The 19,633-nt window shown below is 63.8% G+C and carries 16 protein-coding genes and 2 tRNA genes; 15 read left to right on the top strand and 3 right to left on the bottom strand.

Annotated features, from left to right (window positions below):
- The first annotated feature begins 72 nt into the window (after window positions 1-72).
- The 10 genes from BAUR9175_RS14065 to BAUR9175_RS14020 all read left to right on the top strand — a co-directional run bounded on the left by BAUR9175_RS14065 (window position 73) and on the right by BAUR9175_RS14020 (window position 10,483).
- Window positions 73-1,542 (top strand): MFS transporter, encoded by a 1,470-nt coding sequence (locus tag BAUR9175_RS14065; protein WP_096145883.1) that lies wholly within the window; start codon window positions 73-75, stop codon window positions 1,540-1,542.
- 84 nt (window positions 1,543-1,626) lie between these two features.
- Window positions 1,627-3,105 (top strand): HNH endonuclease, encoded by a 1,479-nt coding sequence (locus BAUR9175_RS14060; RefSeq protein WP_096161728.1) that lies wholly within the window; start codon window positions 1,627-1,629, stop codon window positions 3,103-3,105.
- A 144-nt stretch (window positions 3,106-3,249) separates the two neighbouring features.
- The gene (locus BAUR9175_RS14055) at window positions 3,250-3,888 is read left to right on the top strand and encodes an N-acetyltransferase (RefSeq protein WP_101584139.1); all 639 of its coding nucleotides are present in this window, start codon (window positions 3,250-3,252) and stop codon (window positions 3,886-3,888) included.
- 64 nt (window positions 3,889-3,952) lie between these two features.
- A complete protein-coding gene (locus BAUR9175_RS14050; protein WP_101584137.1) occupies window positions 3,953-6,193 on the top strand; it encodes a prolyl oligopeptidase family serine peptidase in 2,241 nt (746 codons plus the stop codon).
- A gap of 46 nt (window positions 6,194-6,239) precedes the next feature.
- On the top strand, window positions 6,240-7,328 hold the full coding sequence (lplB, locus tag BAUR9175_RS14045) for a lipoate-protein ligase small subunit (RefSeq protein ID WP_101584136.1): 1,089 nt from the start codon (window positions 6,240-6,242) through the stop codon (window positions 7,326-7,328).
- A 2-nt stretch (window positions 7,329-7,330) separates the two neighbouring features.
- Entirely contained in the window at window positions 7,331-7,825 is a 495-nt protein-coding gene (locus BAUR9175_RS14040; RefSeq protein ID WP_101584134.1) for a hypothetical protein, read from the top strand.
- The gene (locus BAUR9175_RS14035; RefSeq protein ID WP_101584133.1) at window positions 7,786-8,589 is read left to right on the top strand and encodes a peptidase E; all 804 of its coding nucleotides are present in this window, start codon (window positions 7,786-7,788) and stop codon (window positions 8,587-8,589) included. Before BAUR9175_RS14040 ends, BAUR9175_RS14035 begins: the two co-directional genes overlap by 40 nt.
- 86 nt (window positions 8,590-8,675) lie before the next feature.
- The gene (gene thyX, locus BAUR9175_RS14030; protein ID WP_009882613.1) at window positions 8,676-9,461 is read left to right on the top strand and encodes an FAD-dependent thymidylate synthase; all 786 of its coding nucleotides are present in this window, start codon (window positions 8,676-8,678) and stop codon (window positions 9,459-9,461) included.
- 1 nt (window position 9,462) lies between these two features.
- Window positions 9,463-10,041: a maltokinase N-terminal cap-like domain-containing protein gene (locus tag BAUR9175_RS14025; protein WP_009882612.1), complete on the top strand. Its 579-nt coding sequence runs from the start codon at window positions 9,463-9,465 to the stop codon at window positions 10,039-10,041.
- A 7-nt stretch (window positions 10,042-10,048) separates the two neighbouring features.
- Window positions 10,049-10,483 carry an HIT family protein gene (locus BAUR9175_RS14020; protein ID WP_009882611.1) on the top strand — a complete coding sequence of 145 codons (435 nt, stop codon included), beginning with the start codon at window positions 10,049-10,051 and terminating at the stop codon, window positions 10,481-10,483.
- A gap of 9 nt (window positions 10,484-10,492) precedes the next feature.
- Here BAUR9175_RS14020 and BAUR9175_RS14015 read toward each other — a convergent pair whose 3' ends face one another.
- The 3 genes from BAUR9175_RS14015 to BAUR9175_RS14005 form a co-directional block, all read right to left on the bottom strand.
- Entirely contained in the window at window positions 10,493-11,545 is a 1,053-nt protein-coding gene (locus BAUR9175_RS14015) for a zinc-binding dehydrogenase (protein ID WP_009882610.1), read from the bottom strand.
- Between the two features lie 111 nt (window positions 11,546-11,656).
- The gene (locus BAUR9175_RS14010; protein ID WP_083248776.1) at window positions 11,657-12,595 is read right to left on the bottom strand and encodes a 3-methyladenine DNA glycosylase; all 939 of its coding nucleotides are present in this window, start codon (window positions 12,593-12,595) and stop codon (window positions 11,657-11,659) included.
- Window positions 12,592-15,300 (bottom strand): ATP-dependent RNA helicase, encoded by a 2,709-nt coding sequence (locus BAUR9175_RS14005; RefSeq protein WP_101584130.1) that lies wholly within the window; start codon window positions 15,298-15,300, stop codon window positions 12,592-12,594. The genes BAUR9175_RS14010 and BAUR9175_RS14005 overlap by 4 nt, the downstream gene beginning before the upstream one ends.
- Before the next feature lie 73 nt (window positions 15,301-15,373).
- Between BAUR9175_RS14005 and BAUR9175_RS14000 the strand changes: the two genes are divergently transcribed.
- The 5 genes from BAUR9175_RS14000 to BAUR9175_RS13980 all read left to right on the top strand — a co-directional run bounded on the left by BAUR9175_RS14000 (window position 15,374) and on the right by BAUR9175_RS13980 (window position 19,425).
- The gene (locus BAUR9175_RS14000; protein ID WP_009882606.1) at window positions 15,374-16,180 is read left to right on the top strand and encodes a fumarylacetoacetate hydrolase family protein; all 807 of its coding nucleotides are present in this window, start codon (window positions 15,374-15,376) and stop codon (window positions 16,178-16,180) included.
- 61 nt (window positions 16,181-16,241) lie between these two features.
- Entirely contained in the window at window positions 16,242-17,708 is a 1,467-nt protein-coding gene (gltX, locus tag BAUR9175_RS13995; protein WP_101584128.1) for a glutamate--tRNA ligase, read from the top strand.
- Between the two features lie 23 nt (window positions 17,709-17,731).
- A complete protein-coding gene (locus BAUR9175_RS13990) occupies window positions 17,732-19,072 on the top strand; it encodes an alpha/beta fold hydrolase (protein ID WP_101584126.1) in 1,341 nt (446 codons plus the stop codon).
- 170 nt (window positions 19,073-19,242) lie between these two features.
- A tRNA-Gln gene (locus BAUR9175_RS13985) sits at window positions 19,243-19,314 on the top strand.
- A 38-nt stretch (window positions 19,315-19,352) separates the two neighbouring features.
- A tRNA-Glu gene (locus tag BAUR9175_RS13980) sits at window positions 19,353-19,425 on the top strand.
- The last annotated feature ends 208 nt before the right edge of the window (window positions 19,426-19,633 follow it).

Here is a 19,633-nt window from a genome sequence, read left to right as displayed (position 1 = left end):
GGCGGCTTGGAGTGTTCAGACGGGTCGCGGGCAATTTTACTCACAAATGAGTTAAAGAGGTATTGTGGCCTCGTGTCTACTGCAACCTCGGCGACAACGCCGACCGCTTCCGAAGTCGTCGCCAACCTTCCCTGGCGATGGAGAACCCAAGGTGCCATCTTCATCATCGGCGGCTTGGGGTTCATGTTCGACGCTTGGGACGTCGCCCTCAATGGGTTCCTCATCCCGCTGCTCAGCGACTACTGGAGCCTGAGCGTCGGCCAAGCCGCCTGGATCGCCACTGCCAACCTCATCGGCATGGCCCTGGGCGCCTTCATCTGGGGCGGCATCGCCGATGTGATCGGCAGGAAGAAGGCATTCACCCTCACTCTGCTGGTGTTCTCAATTTTCACCGTCGCGGGAGCATTCTCTCCGGCGTTCGGTTGGTTCATTCTCTTCCGATTCCTTGCCGGATTCGGGCTTGGTGGTTGTATTCCGGTCGACTATGCCCTTGTCGGTGAATTCACCCCCAAGAAGCACCGGGGCCGAGTCCTCACCGCGATGGACGGGTGGTGGCCCATCGGCGCTTCACTGTGCGCCTTCGTCTCCGCATGGCTGCTGGGCGTGGGGGATTGGCGCCTGATCATGCTCGTCATGATCGTGCCCGCGCTGCTGACCGTTGCCGTGCGTTTCGGAATTCCCGAATCGCCGCTCTACCTTGCCTCTGTCGGGCGCTACAAAGAGGCCGATGCGATCATCGCTCGGCTCGTTGAGCGCACCGGCGCCGAGGTGACGACCTGGACCCATGAGGTCCCCAAGACGGCCGAAGGTGCGACTGCGGCCGAAGGTGCGACCGCGACGACGGCCGGAGCCGCGTCCCAGGCAACTTCGAATGCGCCGTCCCAGCCCGGCAAGGTCACCAACGTCAATGCACAGCTACGCGCTGCCACCGGCCAGCTGGTGCAGCTATGGCAGTACTCGGCCAAGACGACTCTCGTCTCGTGGTCCCTGTTCGTCTCCGTTCTCCTGGTCTACTACGCGGCACTGACATGGTTGCCGGGGATCCTGAAGAAGCAGGGCATGGGGGACCAGGCGGCATTCATGGTCACCGGTTCGATGACCGCGGTGGGAATCCTCGGTGTAATCGTCTCGGCACTGATCGTCGAACGGGTCGGTCGGAAGTGGGTGCTCGGCACCACGTCGATTGTCTCCGCGCTCCTGCTCGTCGTTGCTGCAGTGTTCATCGAGGCTTCCGGTTCGGAGCTGACATTTGCCGCCAAGGCCAGCATCATCGGGTTCGGTTTCGTTGTGCAGATCGCGATTCCCACCCTCTACACCTATGTCTCGGAGCTCTACCCGACTCGTCTGCGAGGATCGGGATTCGGTTGGGCATCGGCGGCGTCGCGAATCGCGACCGGCATCGCACCCCTGGTCTTCGGTGCGTTCATGTGGCCGGTGCTCGGCCTGACGCTGACGTTCATCCTCACCGGTCTGCTCGTGGTTGTGGCAGTGGTGCTGATGGCTCTGCTCGCACGAGAGACCACAGGCGAAGCGCTCGGCTGAGGCTCCCATCGCTCGATTCCACCTTTGACTTGGGATGATGCACGACGAAATTCTCGTGTCAGGGGCGACCGCTAACGTGTTCCTATGGATGCAGAACCAGTTTCAGATGTGATCGCCGAGATTCATCGGTGGCGCGAGAAGCTGTCTGATCTGCCTCCGGCACGGACCGAGCATGAAGCGATCGATCGGATCACTGCCCTGGAAGAACTGGTGTCCGTGAGCGCGGCAGCGCAGGCCAGAGAAACCCTGACCTTCGACATGCATCGTCGGAATCGTGAAGCCGAAGAAGGAGTGCCGAGTCGCAAGCAGGGCAGAGGCCTGGGCGCCGAGATCGGACTGGCGCGGAAGGTGTCTCGAGCCCGTGGAAGCAAACTGCTCGGCTTCTCTCGGTCGCTGCTGATGGACCTGCCCAAAACCTATGCCTCGTTGAAGAGCGGCAACATTTCGGAAGAGAAAGCACGCGTCGTCGCGAAGGAAACCGACTGGCTCCCCAGGGACAAAAGACACCAAGTCGATGAGCGGATGTCCGATCGTCTCTCCGAGGTCGGCGTCGGTCGATTGGGCAATGAAGTCCGAGCTCTTGCCCAGCAACTCGACCAGAAGGCTGCCGTCGAGCACCTCGACAGATGCATGGAAGAGCGTGCCGTCAGCGTGCGCCCAGCACCAGGAAACATGGCGTATCTGACGGCGCTCCTGCCCTTGTCGCAGGCCGTGGCGGCGTATACCAACCTGGCGAAGTCCGCGCAGTCGATCGTGGGAATAGGACAGGCCGAAGGAAGATCTCAGAGCCAGATCATGGCCGATCTCCTGGTCGAGAGAACCACAGGGCAAGATAACGCTGAGGCCATTCCCATCGAAGTTCACGTCGTGATGAATGAGAATAGCCTCTTCTCCCCAGGCGACACCCCGGCATGGTTTCCCGGCTTCGGCCCGATCCCCGCGAAGACAGCACGCGATTTCATCGCCGACAACGAAGCCGCGACTTTCATCCGCCGGCTGTATACGCGACCATCCGACGGTCAACTGGTCCGGATGGATTCGAAGCGGCGTGAGTTCTCCGGTCTGCTTCGGCGCATGGTGGTCATCCGCGATGATGTCTGCCGCTCACCGTGGTGCGATGCCAAGATCAAACATGCCGACCACGCACAGTCATATGCCGCCGGCGGAGGGACCGACTGGGACAACGCCTCAGGTCTCTGCGCAGCCTGCAACTTCCTCAAAGAGGTGCCGGGATGGCGGCACGAGGCCACGGCAGAAGAACTGGTCGTACGAACTCCCACCGGACATCGCTACCGGATCGGCACCCGACCGATTGGAAAACCCGACGCGAACTCTCGAGAACGTCCGCGTTCCAAGCTCGCAGATGAACAGGCCCCCGATCCGGTCAGCGAGCCGAATCTCTTCTCTGTGAGAATCCCACCGTTGCGAAAAGTGAAAGCGCCGAGACTTGTAGAACCGTTTGAATCGCTGAACGTCGATGTTTGGGAGCATTATGAGGAGCCCCCGAGCACAGTGGAAGTGTGCCTCGGGCGACAGGTCGCCGATTACGCCTCCACGGCATGACGTCCTCAGCCAGTCTTCGGAGCCAGCCGCCTGAGCTAGACACCAGAACCGGGTGCCAGACTCAGGCGCCAGCTGCTCAACCCACTGGAGAGAATTCTCCCTGAATTCAACTGATCGACTGCCGACGTCGTTAGGGTGGGTAGCATGGATGGTCATGCCGAGTGTGAAGTGCTCGGAACCTCACCCGCAGAGCTCGACGTTGAGCTCGTGTGGGGCGTACCAGGCGGACTGGGCCAGAGCTGGGAACCCGTAGGCTCGGCAGCCGGAATCCCGGGAGTGCTCCCGCCTCCGTCTGAGGTCGAGGAACTCTACGCTGCTGCCGCAGCCGAGCCGCCTCTGAACGAAGATCCGAAGCATGCCGCTCTGTTCGGCAGCCTTTACGATCTCTCGGTCCGAAACGGCCAGGTTCTCGTCGCAGCATCACATTCAGAGGGACGCCTGCGATCAATCGCCTACGGTCATTTCTGGTCCTGGGCCGAACAGGACCACGAATGGGCGCATGAACTCCGTTCCACCCTCGGGGACGCCGCCGCGACAATCGAATGGTCGTTTGCGCTCAACCTGTTGGCACGTGACCCTCATCTGCACCAGTCCGGACTCGGTCGAGCCACTCTGCAGGCATGGTTGGCCGGCATCAGCGGATACAGCTGCTGGCTCCAGACCACCGACATCGACAGCCCTGCCCGCCGACTCTACGAAAGCCTCGGGTTCTTCGACCTCGGCCACGGACCCGAAGCACCCAACGGTCAGCCGGGACTGATCATGTTCCGACCACCGTTCTGAGCCGAACCGCCTGCTGTGCAGGCACCCGAGCTCGGCGGCGCTCAACGATCACTAGGATGGTGGCATGCGCACAGAAGCTTCGGCAGATGACCAGACGAACGAGAACTCCACCGCGGCAACCCAGCCGCATGATGCTGCCCCGATGCCCCACGATGAGAACCTGTGGCTCGAAGACATCCACGGGGAGGACCAGATCGCGTGGGTGAAGGAACAGAACACGACCACCCTCGCCCGCTTCCATGATGATCTCTTCGACTCCATCGCCGGTGATATTCAGACCGCTTTGGACTCTGAGGGCAAGATCCCGATGGTGGCCAAACGCGGCGATCACTACTTCAACTTCTGGCGCGACTCCACGAATCCCAAGGGCGTGTGGCGACAGACCACCTGGGACAGCTATGTCTCCGAGTCCCCGGAATGGGAAGTTCTCATCGATATCGACGCACTCGGCATCGCAGAGGACACACCCTGGGTGTGGGCCGGAGCCTCGGTGCGTCGTTCGGACAACGCTCGTGCGCTCGTCTCTTTGTCTCCCGATGGTGGCGACGCCCACCGGGTGCGCGAATTCGATCTGGTGACCAAGTCCTTCGTCGCCGGAGGCTTCGACCTGCCCTCGGCGAAGACTCGCTTCGCCTGGCTCGACGACGACACGATCATCGTCGCTACCGATACCGGCGAGGACTCTCTCACCACCTCGTCCTATCCGCGTCAGGCTCGAGTTCTCACACGTGGGCAGGCCATCGCAGATGCCCCGATCGTCGCCGAGGTGCCTCGTGACCATGTCGCAATCTTCGTCGGCAGCGACGTGGGAGCAGCAGATCCTGATTCCACCGACCGGGCGTTCGCCATCGACGCGATCGACTTCTTCAACACGCGGATGAGCTTCATCGACCTCGACGATGTCAGGGACGAACCCGGGTCGATCTCAACCACCGCCTCGGCGTGGGAGAACAAGCTGAGCGTCGTGGATGTCCCGACCGATGTGGAGGTCGGGTTCGAGCGAGATTTCGTTCTCTTCCGTCCCCAGTCTCAGTGGGATCATGAGGGTCTCACAGTCGCTGCCGGAGGCTTGGCTGTTGCCGATATCGCCGAGGTGAAGGCCGGGAGAATCTCCCCAACCGTCATCTTCACCCCAGATGAGCACACCGCCCTGCAGTCGTGGACATGGACACGGGACTACCTCGTCCTCGAGCTGCTGAGAGACGTGCAGTCGCAGCTGGTCGTGCTTGACCCGAACGACAACTTCTCCTCGTCCCGACTGCCCGGGGTCCCAGCCAATCACATGGTCGGGCTCGGAGCCGTCGACAAACATGATGACGCGACCGCAAACGACTATTGGCTGGTGAGCACGGGCTTCCTCACCCCAACAACCTTGTCGTACGGGAGCCTGGGATCATCAGCCGACGCTGAGAGCTCCAGCAGCTCCGCCACTCCAGAAGTCATCAAGTCGGCACCAGCCCTGTTTCCCGGCGAAGGATTCCGCGTCGAACAGCACTTCGCCACCAGCGACGACGGAACGAAGATCCCCTACTTCCAGATCGGCGACAGCGGCCTGGAACTCGATGGGAAGAATCCGACCCTGCTGGACGGATACGGCGGTTTCGAAGTCAGCCGGACACCGGTCTACTCCCCGGTCATGGGCATGGGCTGGTTGGGGCGCACGACAGGAACCGAGGCCTCGCTTCCAGCAGGGCGACGCGGGGTCTACGTCCTCGCCAACATCCGCGGCGGCGGGGAATACGGGCCAGGGTGGCACACCTCGGCGATGCGGGAGAACCGGATGCGGGCCTACGAGGACTACGCCGCGGTTGCCCGAGACCTCATCGATCGGGGAGTGACGAGTCCGTCGAGCTTGGCCTGCGCCGGCGGATCGAACGGAGGACTGCTGGTGGGGAACATGCTCACCCAGTATCCCGAGCTCTTCGGTGCGATTTCGTGCGGAGTGCCTCTTCTGGACATGCGCCGCTACACCAAACTGAGCGCGGGCTATTCGTGGAAGGCCGAATACGGTGACCCAGATGTGGCCGAGGACTGGGCGTTCATCCAGAAGTTCTCGCCCTACCATCTGCTCGAAGACGGCACGGACTATCCGCCGGTGCTGTTCTGGACAGCGACGTCTGATGATCGTGTGGGACCAGTCCAGGCACGCAAGATGGCTGCCCGAATGCAGGATCGCGGCATCGCTGATGTGTGGTTCTTCGAAGACACCGAAGGCGGACACTCGGCGGCATCGGACAACAAGCAGGCGGCCTTCACCCGGGCCCTGAGCTACCGGTTCCTGTGGAACTCACTGACCGGCGAGTGAGCAAGTTCATAGCTTTGCAGTCGAGCTCGAGAGTAGGTTTGGAATCATGACGAACGATATACACGAACCCCAACGCTTTCACGCCGAGTACAAGGTCATCGGCGGAAAGCTCGTGGTCGCTGATGTGGAGACCGACGGGAAGACCATCACCGAGGTCAAGATCTCCGGCGACTTCTTCCTCGAACCCGAAGAAGCTTACTTCGACCTTGCTCCCGCGCTCGTGGGTGCCAGTGTCACCGCGGACAATGCGAATCTGCGTCAGCGCCTCGACACGGCACTTGCCGGATACGGCTCGGAACTGGCGATGCACGGGTTCTCCACCTCGGACATTGCCACAGTCGTCCGCCGCGCACTGGGGTCGGCCGCGAACTTCACCGACTTCGACTGGCAGGTCATCCGCGGTCAGGTGCTGCCCACTCAGGTCAACGTCGCCCTCGATCAGGTGTTGTTGGAGGAGGTTGCGGCGGGACGTCGCAAACCCACGCTGCGATTCTGGGAATGGGACGACACCGCCACCGTCATCGGAGCCTTCCAGTCCTATGTCAACGAACTCCGCCCAGAAGGCGTCGAGAAGTACGGCGTGCAGGTTGTGCGTCGCATCTCCGGCGGGGGAGCGATGTTCATGGAAGGCGGGAACTGCATCACCTATTCGATGTTCGTGCCGCCCTCACTGGTCGCCGGCCTCGACTACGAGGAATCCTATGTCTTCCTCGACCAATGGGTGCTAGCCGCACTGAAGAGTCTCGGCGTCGAAGCCTTCTACAAACCGATCAACGACATCTCCTCAACCGGCGGCAAGATCGGCGGAGCGGCACAGAAGAGACTGCGTGATGGCACCCTGCTCCACCACGCGACCATGAGCTATGACATCGACGCCGACAAGATGGTCGAAGTCCTGCGCATCGGCGAGGCGAAGATCTCCGACAAGGGAGTCTCGAGCGCCAAGAAGCGCGTCGACCCCCTCCGCAGCCAGACCGGTGAGGCCCGCAAGGACATCATCGACGTCATGGCCAACACCTTTGCTGACCGTTATGGGGCAAACTTCGACACCTTCACTGCCGACGAACTGGACAAGGCGCAGGCTTTGGTTGATGAGAAGTTCGGCACCGAGAAGTGGACGCACCGGGTGCCGTGAGTATGTCCTCAGGTGATCAAAACCCCTGGTGGCAGGCCCAAGCACTGGCCCTGGCCGCGGAAGCACAACGCCGTGAGAGGCGGCAGGGAACCACACTCATCATCGTCTCGTCCGTGTTCGTGGCGGCCTCGCTGCTGTGTATGTTCATCGGCGCTCTCCGCCTGATCGGGCTGGTGTGCCTGGTCTTTTTCGGTGCCTGTCTCTTCGGCGGAATCCTGATGCGCAGGGACCCCAATTCCCGGACCACGTTCGTGCTCACACTGTGGGTGGGGCTGCTGATGGGGCTCGGGATGGGGCTCCTGCTCATCTTCACGCTCATATCAGCGGTGACCTACGGGGTGAGCGGCAACCAGATCGCGGTGCTCATCGTTGCCGCAACCGGCTTCCTGTTCTTCGGAGTCGGCGCCGTCGTGGCAATGGTGAAGGCTGGCCGAACGAGACGGAAAGCCCGAGACCAATGGCAGGCCAGACGACCTCAGGGGCGCACAACACGATGATGGATGCGGCCCTCAACCAGTCGACGATCGTCGCTCTCGGTGGTGGCGGGTTCTCGATGTCGGAATCCGGAACATCAGCGATCGATGACTACCTCCTGGAGCTGGCGACCACCGTTCGAGACAAGCGCAGCACAGAAGCTCACCACCGCCGAGGTGGTCGCGGAGCTTCGGTGCTTCCCCGAGTGTGCTTCGTCCCGACCGCCTCAGGAGACAACCCCGATTACATCCACCGCTTCGAAGCCGCGTTCGACGGACGGGCAGAAACGCACGTGCTCTCACTGTTCGGACAGAGCCCGTGGGGTTACCAGGACCCGAAGATGCTCCAGGACATGGACCTCATCTACGTCGGCGGCGGATCCACCGCCAACCTGCTGACGCTGTGGCGTGACCACGGAGTCGATGACATCATGGCGCTCGCCGCGTCAAGGGGCACTATCCTGGCCGGAATCAGTGCCGGTGCCAACTGCTGGTTCGAGGCCTCGTCGACAGATTCGTTCGGGCCCCTGGCTCCACTCAGCGACGGCCTCGGGCTCATCCCCGGAAGCGCCTGCCCGCACTATCACGGTGAACCCGGCCGGGCCGAGACCTTCCGAACATGGATCGAGGCCGGCCAGCTTCCAGGGCCCGGGCTTGCCATCGATGACCATGCTGCGGTCGTCTTCGAGAACTTCAGAGCCACCTCGGTGATTGCGGAGAAATCCGAGGCACACGCCTACATCGTCGACGAGCGAGGCGAAACACGGCTCGACAGAGAGGTGACCTAACATTCGTCACGGACGGTCGAACCACCTCGGCGATCTGATCTGTAGGATTGGGAATCAATCAAGCCATACCCTGCACAAGGAGAGCCATGCGCCAGGTCGAACCATCCGTAGAACTGCTCGCAAAACCCAGCATCGACTGGGAATCGATGAGGACATACCTCGACGAGGTGGGCGGAACTACCTGGGCCGACCGGGTCGAAGAGGCCGATTCTCCCGACGCCGAGGATCTGCTCGAGTTCTCCGGACGCATGTGCTACCGCTCGTGGGAGCCCGGACTGAACCCGAACGTGTCGCGCGTGCGCACCGACTCGGCCCAGTACCTGGGCAACGTCATCGCCTCCCAGCACGGATCGGTGCTCGAACACGCGAACTTCACCTTCGTCCTCCACAACGTCTCACGGGTGCTCACCCACGAACTCATCCGTCACCGTGCAGGATCGGCGTTCTCGCAGGAATCCCTGCGCTACGTGCGCCTGGCCGACATTCCGTTCTGGTTCCCCGAATGGGCACGTGAGGACTCGGAGCTCATGGAACGCTCGCTCAAGGTCCTCGACACCCTCGAAGAGCACCAGAAGTGGATGACCGAGCACTTCGAACTCGACGAAGCCAGCACCAAGTTCTCCCACAAGAAGCACATGACCTCCTTCATGCGCCGCTTCGCACCCGAGGGCCTGGCCACCGGCATCGTCTACACCGCGAACCTGCGCTCCCTGCGTCACGTCATCGAGATGCGCACCGCCAAGGGAGCAGAGGAAGAGATCCGTCTCGTGTTCAACAAAATCGGTGAGGCCATGCGCGAAGAGGCCCCAGCGATCTTCTCCGACTATGAAGTGGTCGATGGGGAATGGATCCCCGGGACCCGGAAGGCATGACATGGCTGACATCTACAGCGCCGAACTGAACCCCGGAAAACTCGACGTCATCTCCGCATGGCTGTCCAAGCAGTCATGGGCAGCCGAGGCCGATGTGGCCCCGGAGTCCTTGAAGAAGGTCACGTCCTACCGCTTCGACGATCCGGAAGGCAAGGTGGGCGCCGAGATCCACATCGTGGCCGCCGGTGACCGTGTCTTCCAGGTGCCGCTGACCTACCGTGGTGTTGAGCTGGCCGGTGCCGACAAGCACCTGATCTCGACCATGGAGCACTCCATCCTCGGCACGCGCTGGGTTTATGACGGAATGGGCGACCCACACTTCCGGCAGCGACTGGACCACGCGATCGCCACCGCCGGAACCTCGGCAAAGCAGTACCGCGTCGACGACGAGGGCAACCGAATCGACGAGATCACCGATGTGGCTCATGCCTGGGGCACGGGACCCTTGGCCGGTGCCGAAGACGTGCAGGTGCTGTATGAACTCAACCTCGACTCTCCCGCTGAGGGATCCGACGCGGGACTGCTCCTGGGCCGCTGGGCGGGTCAGGAAGCTCCGGTCGTGCTCGCCGTGATGGTGTGATGCACTGATGAGCCAGGACTGCCTGTTCTGCGGGATCGTCGCAGGTGACGTGCCGGGTGCGAAGGTTGCTGAGACCGAGACGACCTACGCATTCATGGACATCCAGCCGGGCTCCGACGGGCATCTGCTCGTCGTTCCCAAGCGTCACAGCACCGATCTGCGCGACATCCCGTCCGCCGACCTCGCCGAGGTGGCCATCGAGTCACAGCGCATCGCCAAGCACGTCTTCGACGCGTGGGGCGCGGACGGGGTCAACCTGCTCAACTGCTGTGGAGAGGATGCCTGGCAGACGGTCTTCCACTTCCACATGCACCTCATCCCGCGCTACCGGGACAAGACGAAGGACCGGCTGCGGCTGCCGTTCGAACCGGGTGTGCGTGGTGACGCTGAGCTGATCGAGGATCTGGCATCCTCGATGCGCTCAGCCCTGCAGGAGGGCTGACTCGGCCCGTTACCGGCTCAGGTCGATGATGGTCATCCCCGAGCCGGTGCTCGAGCCCAGCATCTCCATGGCCGCGGGAGCGTCCTCAAGACCGATGACGTTCGTGACCAGGTCCTGCGGGCGGAGTCTGCCGTCGCCGACGAGGTCCAGCATCTCCGGGTACTCGGCCGCGGCCATCCCATGGGAGCCGAGGACGCTGAGCTCGAGACCGATGACACGTCCTACGTCGATCACCGGCGGAGCAGACAGCAGTCCGATCTGGACATGACGGCCCAAGGGCGCCAGCGAGGCGATCCCGGCAGCGATCGTGTCCTCACGGCCCAGCGCATCCACGCTGACAGCCACACCATCGGGACACTCCTCCGAGAACTGTGCGACCACCTCGGCGGACAGCTGGGTCGGGCTCTTACCGGAAGCGTTGACCGTGTGCGCCGCTCCATGCTGTCGGGCTCGCTCGAGTGCGGCATCACTGACATCGACGGCGACAACCTGGGCGCCGATGGCCCGGGCGATCATGATCGCTGACAGGCCGACCCCGCCGCAGCCGAAGACCGCGACCGTCTCACCGGCGTTGAGGTTCGCTCGCACCCTCAGTCCGTGGAATGCGGTGGCGAATCGGCATCCGAGTCCCACCATCGCCGAGGCGGGCAGATCGTCGGGGACCGCGATGAGGTTGGCATCGGCGTTGTGGATGACCACCTGGTCCGCCCAGGAGCCGAAGTGGGTGAAGCCGGGTTGAGTCTGATTCGGGCAGACCTGAGCATTGCCGCTCAGGCACCACCGGCAGCGCCCGCAGCCGCACACGAAGGGCACGGTCACGCGCTGGCCAACACGGAAGTCCGTGACCTCGGGTCCCGCAGAGGCGATGTGACCGACCAGCTCATGGCCGGGCACATGGGGCAAGGAGATCGTGGAGTCGTGGCCCGACCACGCGTGATGATCGCTGCGGCAGACGCCGGTGGCCTCGACGTCGATGACGACACCGGCGGTGGGAGTGGAGGGGGACTCGATGTCTCTCAGCTGGGGGAGGACAGAGAACTCTTCATAGACGATTGCACGCACACGGCAATACTATGCAGGCAGGGGCGGGCGACTCACCGCGGTCCACACTGTGTGCACTTTGCTGGTGCCCGGCCTCAAATGGGGCGGGCACTCTATCTGTCGGCTCTGCCTTCAGTCGGACTCTCTGGCGTAGACCCCAACCGCGGCCAAGGAGTCGAGCAGTCGCTGTCGCAGAGCCTGGGCCCGTTCGGAGAAGGCTCTTTGGCGATCCATGTATTCGGCCTTGCCCTCGGCGGTTTCGATGGCGACGACACCGTAGCCCCAGCCGCGCAGGTCATAGGGCGAGGCCTCCATGTCGAGGGTGCGGATGTCCAGCGCCAGGTCGAAGCAGTCGACGACGAGGTCGGAGGGGGCGATGGGCCCGATCTTCATCGCCCATTTGTACAGGTCCATTCCCGCATGCAGACAGCCCGGCTGTTCGTTGGCCACCATGGACTCGCGGGTGGGCTGGAGAGTGTTCAGTGGCCTGGCTGGCCCGGTGAAGAAACGAAACGCGTCGTGATGTGAGCACTGGATCCGGTGACCTTCGACGACGGCATCGGTGGCCTCATGGCTCAGCCGCAGCGGCACCTGCTGATGACGACGCTGCTCTTCGCTGAGTTTGTAGACCATCGCCCATTCGTGAATGCCGAAGCATCCGAAGTTCGCCTCCCGACGCAGGGTCGACTGGAGCAGCGAGGCGATGAACTTCGCACCATCGCCACGGTCGCTGCGCCAAGACTCGACATCCACCTCGGCGATCGTGCCGGCAGGATTCGTGGTGTACCAGCGACGGTCGAAGTAGGTTCGGTCGGCCTCGGTGTCCAACTCGAGGCGCACTCCGGGGCCGGGATTCCATTTGGCCAGCTGACCCGCTTTGAACGGATAGTAGGTGAACAGGAAATCCTCGACCGGGTGCTTCTCGCCTCTGAGCCGGCGGGCGAGGTGCGCATCGGTCCTCTCCGCAATCTGCAATGCGTGCTCATCGCGCAGTGTTCGCCACGTGGGTGCGCTGATCGCAGCACCGAGCATGTCGGTGCCATCAGCGGTCAGGGAGGCGGCGAGAGTCACCTCTTCATTGTCCCAGACCGCTTGGTCCCGCGCATCGGGGGTGCCGTCAGCGGATCCTCGGGCCAGGCATGCTTCGGATAACGGCCGCGGTTCTCGGCTCTGACGTGGGAATACGCGTTGGCCCAGAAGGAGGCGAGGTCGCTGGTGACCGCCAGAGGTCGGCGGGCAGGGGAGAGGAGGTGGACCACCACCGGGACTCGACCCTCACACACGCTCGGCGCAGTCTGCCAACCGAAGCACTCCTGGAGCTTGACCGCGAGCACAGGCCCCTGTTCGGAATCGGATTCCGAGTCCACACGGTCGGGATCGGGATAGTCGAGGCGAACCCGGGAACCGCTGGGCACCTCGACACTGACCGGCACCAGCTCGTCGAGGCGCGACGCCTGCGGCCAGGGCAGGAGAGTCCGCAGCGCAGAGACAAGATCGACCCTGCTCGGATCGGCTCCTCGGGCGACCCGGTCCAGGGCCGCCGGGCACCACTGGGTCAGAGTCTGTGACAGCTGTGACCAGCGCACATCCGGCCACGGTGTGCCATAGACGGCGTGCAGCAGCCCCAGCCGCGAGCGCAGTTCCTCGAACGCCTCACTGGGTCGCAGAATCTCTCTGGCTCCGCGCTGACGCACCGAAGCTGCGATCGCCGAGCGGGCCAATTCCGGACTCGCCTTGATCGGTGTGGCAGTGAGTTCGATGCCGCCGAGGCGGGTCCGGCGCACCGCACGGACCTTGCCCTGCTCGAACGTCGCCGTCTCCTCGGTCGCCATCAGCCCGGCCCCCGCAAGTTCCGCGGTGTCCTCGTCGATGACCACAGCCGCCCTGATCACAGCGCGCCCGCCAGAGAGGCCGACATCGGAGATCGCCAACCACGGGCTTCCCTGCAGCGAGGAGTTCCGCGGCAATGTCGCCGCTGTGCCCGAGGCCAGCAGGTACTCAGAGGCCGAGGAGCTGCGCAGTCGTCCGATCTGCATCGGGTGGGCGAGGGCGACGACGAGGCCCAGGTCATCGGGACTCAGTGACCCTGCCCGGGCCGAACCCTGATCCGCTGTTCCCTGATCCGCTGCATCCTGCGGGTTCGAGAACTCCGCGGCCAAACCGGCGAAGCGCTTCACATCTTGAGCGAACCGACGGTCCTTGCCGCGCCGCAGCTCGCGCAGGGTGGCCACAAGATCGGCACCAGGGGCACGCTGCTCGGATTCGATCACAGCGATCGCCTCGACCGCAGCCGCCGGGGACAGCATCGCGGCTCCGTCGAAGAGACCTCGCGCTGACCACACCGAGGCCGGAATCCGGGCGATGGCCCGTCCCAGCTCGGTGACCGTGACCGAGGCCTCCTCGGCGCCTGCATCGCGCTCAGCCCCCGCACCCTGATCCGGACCTGCACCCTGAACTGGTTCTGCGGCCTCGAGCGCCCCAAGCGCCACGAGATTGTCCACGGCCAGGCGGTAGGGGCCCTCCGGCATCGGATCCGGCAGCAGGTCCGTGTCACCACCCCACACCGCAAGGGTCAGCACCGCCGAGGTGAGGTCGGAGGTCGCAATCTCAGCCGGCGTGTGCTCGGGCAGGCTCGCCCAGTCAGATTCGGACAGGCACCGATAGACCGTGCCAGGCCCCAAGCGCGAGGCACGGCCGGCACGCTGCGTGCCCGAGGCCTTGGACTCGCGGGTGGTGACCAGACCAGACATTCCACGCCGCGTATCCAACCGGGGACCCCTAGCCAGCCCCGAATCGACGACGATGCTCACCCCGGGAACCGTGAGAGCCGACTCCGCGACCGAGGTCGAGACGATTACGCGACGTCGGCCAACCTCGGCGGCCTGCGGTTTCAATATCGCATCCTGCTCCTTGGCAGGGGTGCGCCCGAGCAGGGTGTGAACCTCGGTCGCCGGTGTGGCTGGAAGGGACCGCGCGATGCGCGAGGCGATCTCCTCGACCTCCCGGGCACCGGGAGCGAAGACGAGCACGTCCCCACTCGTGTGCGTTGAGAGAGCATCGACGGTTGTGCGGGCCACATGATCGAGGAAGTCCCAGGTCACTCCGCGTGCGTCCAGAGGCCGCTGCTTCGCGGGTGCCCACCTGACCTCGAGGGGATGGACCCGGGCGGATACCGACAGCAACGTGGCCGGAGACTCGGCCCCACCGGCATTGTCACCTGCTCCCAAACGTCGTGCCCATAGCGTGGCGTCCAGGGTCGCCGACATGACGATGAGGCCAAGGTCCTCACGCAGATCGACGAGCTCCCGGCACAACGCGAAGGTCAGGTCGGTGTCGAGGTGACGTTCGTGCACCTCATCGAGGATGACCGCCGAGACACCTGCCAGCTCGGGATCGCGCAGCAGCCGAGCCAGCAACACTCCAGTGGTCACGAACTCGATCCGCGTGCGCGCAGAGGTCCGCGACTCTCCGCGAACCGTGAACCCGATGTCCTCGCCGAGGCGGGTCCCCGTCAGCGTCGCCAGCCGCCTGGCGCCGGCCCGGGCAGCCATGCGCCGTGGCTGGGTGACGATGATTCGCCCCGGCATGTCCCCTGGATCATGAAGGTGTTCGGCAATGAGCGGCGGTACCAGTGTGGTCTTGCCGGTTCCGGGCGGGGCCTCGACGACCAGGCGGGGGAATCTGCCGACAGCCGCGCTCGCCAGCTGGTCGATGAGTGCCGCAGCGGGCAGACCCTCGGCGATGGCGTGCAGGTCGAAGTGTGGGGAATCGGGCATGTCCCAAGTGTCTCAGTCTCAGCGCAGAAAGCCCGTGTGTCGGCGGCCCGGCCGACTGACTAGACTGGGGGACATGCGTATTGCCAGATTTGTGCACCAGGATGAACCCAAATACGGAGTCGTCGAAGGCGACGTGCCGCAGATTGAGGACGGCACGTGGGACACGTCCGGTCTCAGTCTCGCCGTTCTCGACCAGGACCCCTTCTTCGCTCCGGCCCAGTCAACGGGGGAGCGGCTGAAGTTCGACGATGTTCGTCTGCTCAGCCCGATCCTGCCGCGCTCGAAGGTCATCGGCGTGGGACGCAACTTCGCCGACCATGCTGCCGAGCTCGGCAACGAGGTGCCCGTCAGTCCGCTGACCTTCTTCAAACCCAACACCGCGGTCATCGGTCCCGGCGATCCGATTCGTCTGCCCTCCATCAGCGAATACGTGTCCTACGAAGCCGAACTGGCCGTCATCATCGGTCGCGTGGCCAAGGGTGTGAAGGCAGAGAACGCCTTCGACTACGTCCTCGGCTACACCGGCGGCAATGATGTGACCATGCGCGACATCCAGAAGTCTGACAAGCAGTGGTCACGAGCCAAGGGCTTCGACACTTCCTGCCCGCTGGGCCCGTGGATCGAAACCGAACTCGACGTCGACGACCTCTCCATCCGTTCCTGGGTCGACGGGGAGCTCAAGCAGGACGGCAACACCGCCGACTTCATCTTCGACATCCCGACCCTCATCGAACACCTGTCCGAGACCATCACCCTGCTGCCCGGTGACGTCATTCTCACCGGCACCCCAGCCGGCGTGGGCCAGATCGTGTCAGGCAACCGCGTCGACATCGCCATCGAGGGACTCGGCGTGCTCACCAATATGGTCATGGACGCCTGAGACCAGCACCACACAGCACCACCACAGACTCGCAGCATCACCACACGACATAAGGACTACCGTGAGCGTCAAAGTTCGTTTCTGCCCATCACCCACCGGCACCCCGCACGTCGGCATGGTCCGCACCGCCCTGTTCAACTGGGCCTATGCGAAGCACACCGGCGGAAAGTTCGTCTTCCGCATCGAGGACACCGACGCCGCACGTGACTCCGAGGAGAGCTTCGGCCAGGTCGTCGAGGCCATGAAGTGGCTCGGCCTCGACTGGGACGAAGGCATCGATGTCGGCGGACCCGACGGACCCTACCGTCAGTCCCAGCGCGGCGAGATCTACCAGGGCGTCATCGAGAAGCTCAAGGCCGCCGGTCACATCTACGAGTCCTACTCGACGAACGAAGAGGTCGAAGCTCGCCACAAGGCTGCGGGACGTGACCCCAAGCTCGGCTACGACGGCTACGACCGCGACCTCACGTCCGAACAGATCGCCGGCTTCAAGGCCGAGGGCCGCGAACCCGTGTGGCGTGTGCGCATGCCCGCCGAGGACGTCACCTTCACCGACCTCGTGCGCGGTGAGATCACCTTCCGCGCCGGCACCATTCCCGACTACGTCGTCGTCCGCGCGAACGGGCAGCCGCTGTACACCCTGGTCAACCCCGTCGACGACGCGCTCATGGGCATCACCCATGTGCTGCGCGGCGAGGACCTGCTGTCCTCGACACCGCGCCAGGTCGTGCTCTACGAAGCACTCAAGGACATCGGCATCGCCGAGGCGACCCCCGAGTTCGGTCACCTGCCCTACGTCATGGGTGACGGCAACAAGAAGCTGTCCAAGCGCGATCCGCAGTCGAACCTGTTCCTCCACCGCGACAACGGCTTCATCCCCGAAGGCATGATCAATTACCTCGGCCTGCTCGGCTGGTCGATCGGCCCCGACCGTGACGTGTTCAGCGTCAAGGAGTTCGTCGAGGCCTTCGACATCCACGACGTCCTGCCCAACCCGGCCCGCTTCGACGTGAAGAAGGCCACGGCCATCAACGCCGACCACATCCGCCTCCTCGAGGCCGATGACTTCCGCGACCGTCTGGTGCCCTATCTCCAGGCCGCCGAGGTGCTTCCCGAGAAGCCATCGGATGCTCAGCTGGAGATCCTCAACCAGGCCGCACCCCTCGTGCAGACGAGGATGAACCTCCTCGCCGAGGCACCGGACCTGCTCGCGTTCCTGTTCACTCCCGACTCCGAGCTGACCATGGCCGAGGACGGACTGAAGACGCTCAAGGATTCGGCACCCGAGGTGCTGGCCGCCTCTATCGAGGTCCTCGAAGCCACCGGTGACTGGACTACGGACACGCTGCACAGTGTGCTCCAGGCCAAGCTCGTCGACGAGATGGAGATCAAACCGCGACTGGCCTTCGGTCCGCTGCGCGTGGCTGTGTCCGGACGCAAGGTCTCACCACCGCTGTTCGAGTCCATGGAGATCCTCGGAAAGGACTCCTCCCTTACGCGACTGCGTGCCCTGGCGGCCTCACTGTGACAAGTGGGAACCAGTCGAAGGGAGTGAGCCAAGCGGAGGGTCTGCAGCAGTCGAGCTGGACGCGTGGGGGACTGCACCTGAAGGACGTGACCTTCGAGGCTCCCTTCGACCACTTCGGTGGGGGAGCGGCGAAGTCCGCAGCAGCCTCGTTGGCGGCACCGGTCTCGGACAAGCCGCAGGGGCCCTCAAGCATCGAGATCTTCGCGCGGATCGTCGCCACTGAGGCGGACAGCCAGAAGCCCTACCTGGTCTTCCTCCAGGGTGGTCCGGGCAACGAGGCACCTCGACCGACGACGCCAGTCGGCGGGTCCACGTGGCTGGCCCGTGCGCTCGAAGAGTTCCAGGTCGTCATGTTCGACCAGCGCGGCACCGGGAAGTCGAGTCCCATCGGCTCCGTCGCGGGTCGGATCACCGGCCTCGACGCAGTCGGAGACGATCCCGCGGACATCGCCGAGGCGCTCAGTCACTATCGAGCCGACTCGATCGTCGAGGACGCTGAGATCCTGCGTGAGGCACTCGGTGTGGACACCTGGTCGCTGCTGGGTCAGTCGTTCGGCGGCTTCACCGCTCTGCGCTATGTCTCCGCACACTCGAAATCGCTCGATGAGGTCTACTTCACCGGCGGTCTGCCGGCGGTCGACACCGATCCGGTCACCGTGTACGCGAGAACCTGGGAGGGGATGAAGCGCAAGTCGGAGCAGTACTACCGTGCCTTCCCCGGCGACCGGGAGAAGCTGTCGCACCTCATCGACTTAGCTGATTCCGATGACGGCATTGCTCTGCCCGGCGGAGCCCGCGCGACCAAGGAGCGCATCCGTCTGCTCGGACACTTCCTCGGGGCCTCCGATGGACCGGAGAAGCTGCATTATCTGCTCGACCAGGATCTAACCTCGGCGGCATTCCGTCATGATCTGGCGGCGGCACTGCCGTTCTCCGGACGCAATCCGCTCTACGCGATCATCCACGAGTCCTGCTGGGCCGACGGCGGCGTCACCGAGTGGGCGGCTCGGCGGGCGATGCCTGACGATGTCCAGGCTGACCCGACGCTGTTGGCCGGCGAGCATGCCGGACCGGAGTCCCTGACCGAGGATCCCGAGCTCGCTCCCTTCGCCGAGGTGGCCGAGCTCGTGGCGAAGCGCGAGTGGCCCAGGCTCTACGACGTAGACGCTCTGCGAGCTGCTGAGGTGCGCGGCGGCGCGGCGGTGTACTTCGAGGATGCGTATGTCCCAGCCGAGCTCTCGCTGGCCACGGCCGAGCTCCTCGGCGGGGTCAAGCCTTGGGTGACCAACGAATACGAGCACAACGGACTGCGTGCCGACGGCTACCGGGTTCTTGATCGCCTCATCTCACTCGCTCGCGGGTGAGTGGCGCGCGAGCGCAGGCGACAGGGCGGCCTGAAGTGTGGCCCGCAGGTAGATGTTAAGAAGGTCACACTGAAAAAGGGGCCCGATGATTTGGAGTCGGGCGGGGGGTTTGTGTAGAGTTATATCTCGTTGCTCAGGGAAATTCCTTCGGGAGTGAGCCTGAATAACATTGGGGTATGGTGTAATTGGCAGCACGAGTGTTTCTGGTACATTTAGTCTAGGTTCAAGTCCTGGTACCCCAGCGAACAGCATCGGGAGTATGACTCTGAGCTGTTTATTGGCCCCCGTCGTCTAGTGGCCTAGGACGCTGCCCTCTCAAGGCGGAAACGGCAGTTCGAACCTGCTCGGGGGTACGGTTGAGTCCCGCATCGAGGAATCGGTGTGGGGCTCGCTCTAATTCACGGGCCTTTTTCTGCGGTTGCCTCGGCTCTTCCGGGTTAGCGGCAAGAATGTGTGTATGGGGCCAGCGTGTTGGATCTGGATTTCACCCTGATCGTCCGCCCCACCCTTTCCGGATTCCAGTCCCGTCCTCGACGCTGAATGACGTCCCGTAAAGCGCAT

Source organism: Brevibacterium aurantiacum (genome assembly GCF_900169065.1).
In the GTDB taxonomy this organism is placed as follows: domain Bacteria; phylum Actinomycetota; class Actinomycetes; order Actinomycetales; family Brevibacteriaceae; genus Brevibacterium; species Brevibacterium aurantiacum.
The sequence above is the reverse complement of the archived record's forward strand: the minus strand, read 5'-3'. Positions and strand labels throughout refer to the sequence as shown.

What these genes read in the sequence shown, in the direction of transcription:
- BAUR9175_RS14035 (WP_101584133.1), top strand. Translation starts at nt 7,786, where the DNA reads ATGGCAGGCCAGACGACCTCAGGGGCGCACAACACGATGATGGATGCG.
- BAUR9175_RS14005 (WP_101584130.1), bottom strand. Translation starts at nt 15,300, where the DNA reads ATGCCCGATTCCCCACACTTCGACCTGCACGCCATCGCCGAGGGTCTG.
- BAUR9175_RS14055 (WP_101584139.1), top strand. Translation starts at nt 3,250, where the DNA reads ATGGATGGTCATGCCGAGTGTGAAGTGCTCGGAACCTCACCCGCAGAG.
- thyX (WP_009882613.1), top strand. Translation starts at nt 8,676, where the DNA reads ATGCGCCAGGTCGAACCATCCGTAGAACTGCTCGCAAAACCCAGCATC.
- BAUR9175_RS14050 (WP_101584137.1), top strand. Translation starts at nt 3,953, where the DNA reads ATGCGCACAGAAGCTTCGGCAGATGACCAGACGAACGAGAACTCCACC.
- BAUR9175_RS14060 (WP_096161728.1), top strand. Translation starts at nt 1,627, where the DNA reads ATGGATGCAGAACCAGTTTCAGATGTGATCGCCGAGATTCATCGGTGG.
- BAUR9175_RS14040 (WP_101584134.1), top strand. Translation starts at nt 7,331, where the DNA reads ATGTCCTCAGGTGATCAAAACCCCTGGTGGCAGGCCCAAGCACTGGCC.
- BAUR9175_RS14000 (WP_009882606.1), top strand. Translation starts at nt 15,374, where the DNA reads ATGCGTATTGCCAGATTTGTGCACCAGGATGAACCCAAATACGGAGTC.
- lplB (WP_101584136.1), top strand. Translation starts at nt 6,240, where the DNA reads ATGACGAACGATATACACGAACCCCAACGCTTTCACGCCGAGTACAAG.
- BAUR9175_RS14020 (WP_009882611.1), top strand. Translation starts at nt 10,049, where the DNA reads ATGAGCCAGGACTGCCTGTTCTGCGGGATCGTCGCAGGTGACGTGCCG.
- BAUR9175_RS14025 (WP_009882612.1), top strand. Translation starts at nt 9,463, where the DNA reads ATGGCTGACATCTACAGCGCCGAACTGAACCCCGGAAAACTCGACGTC.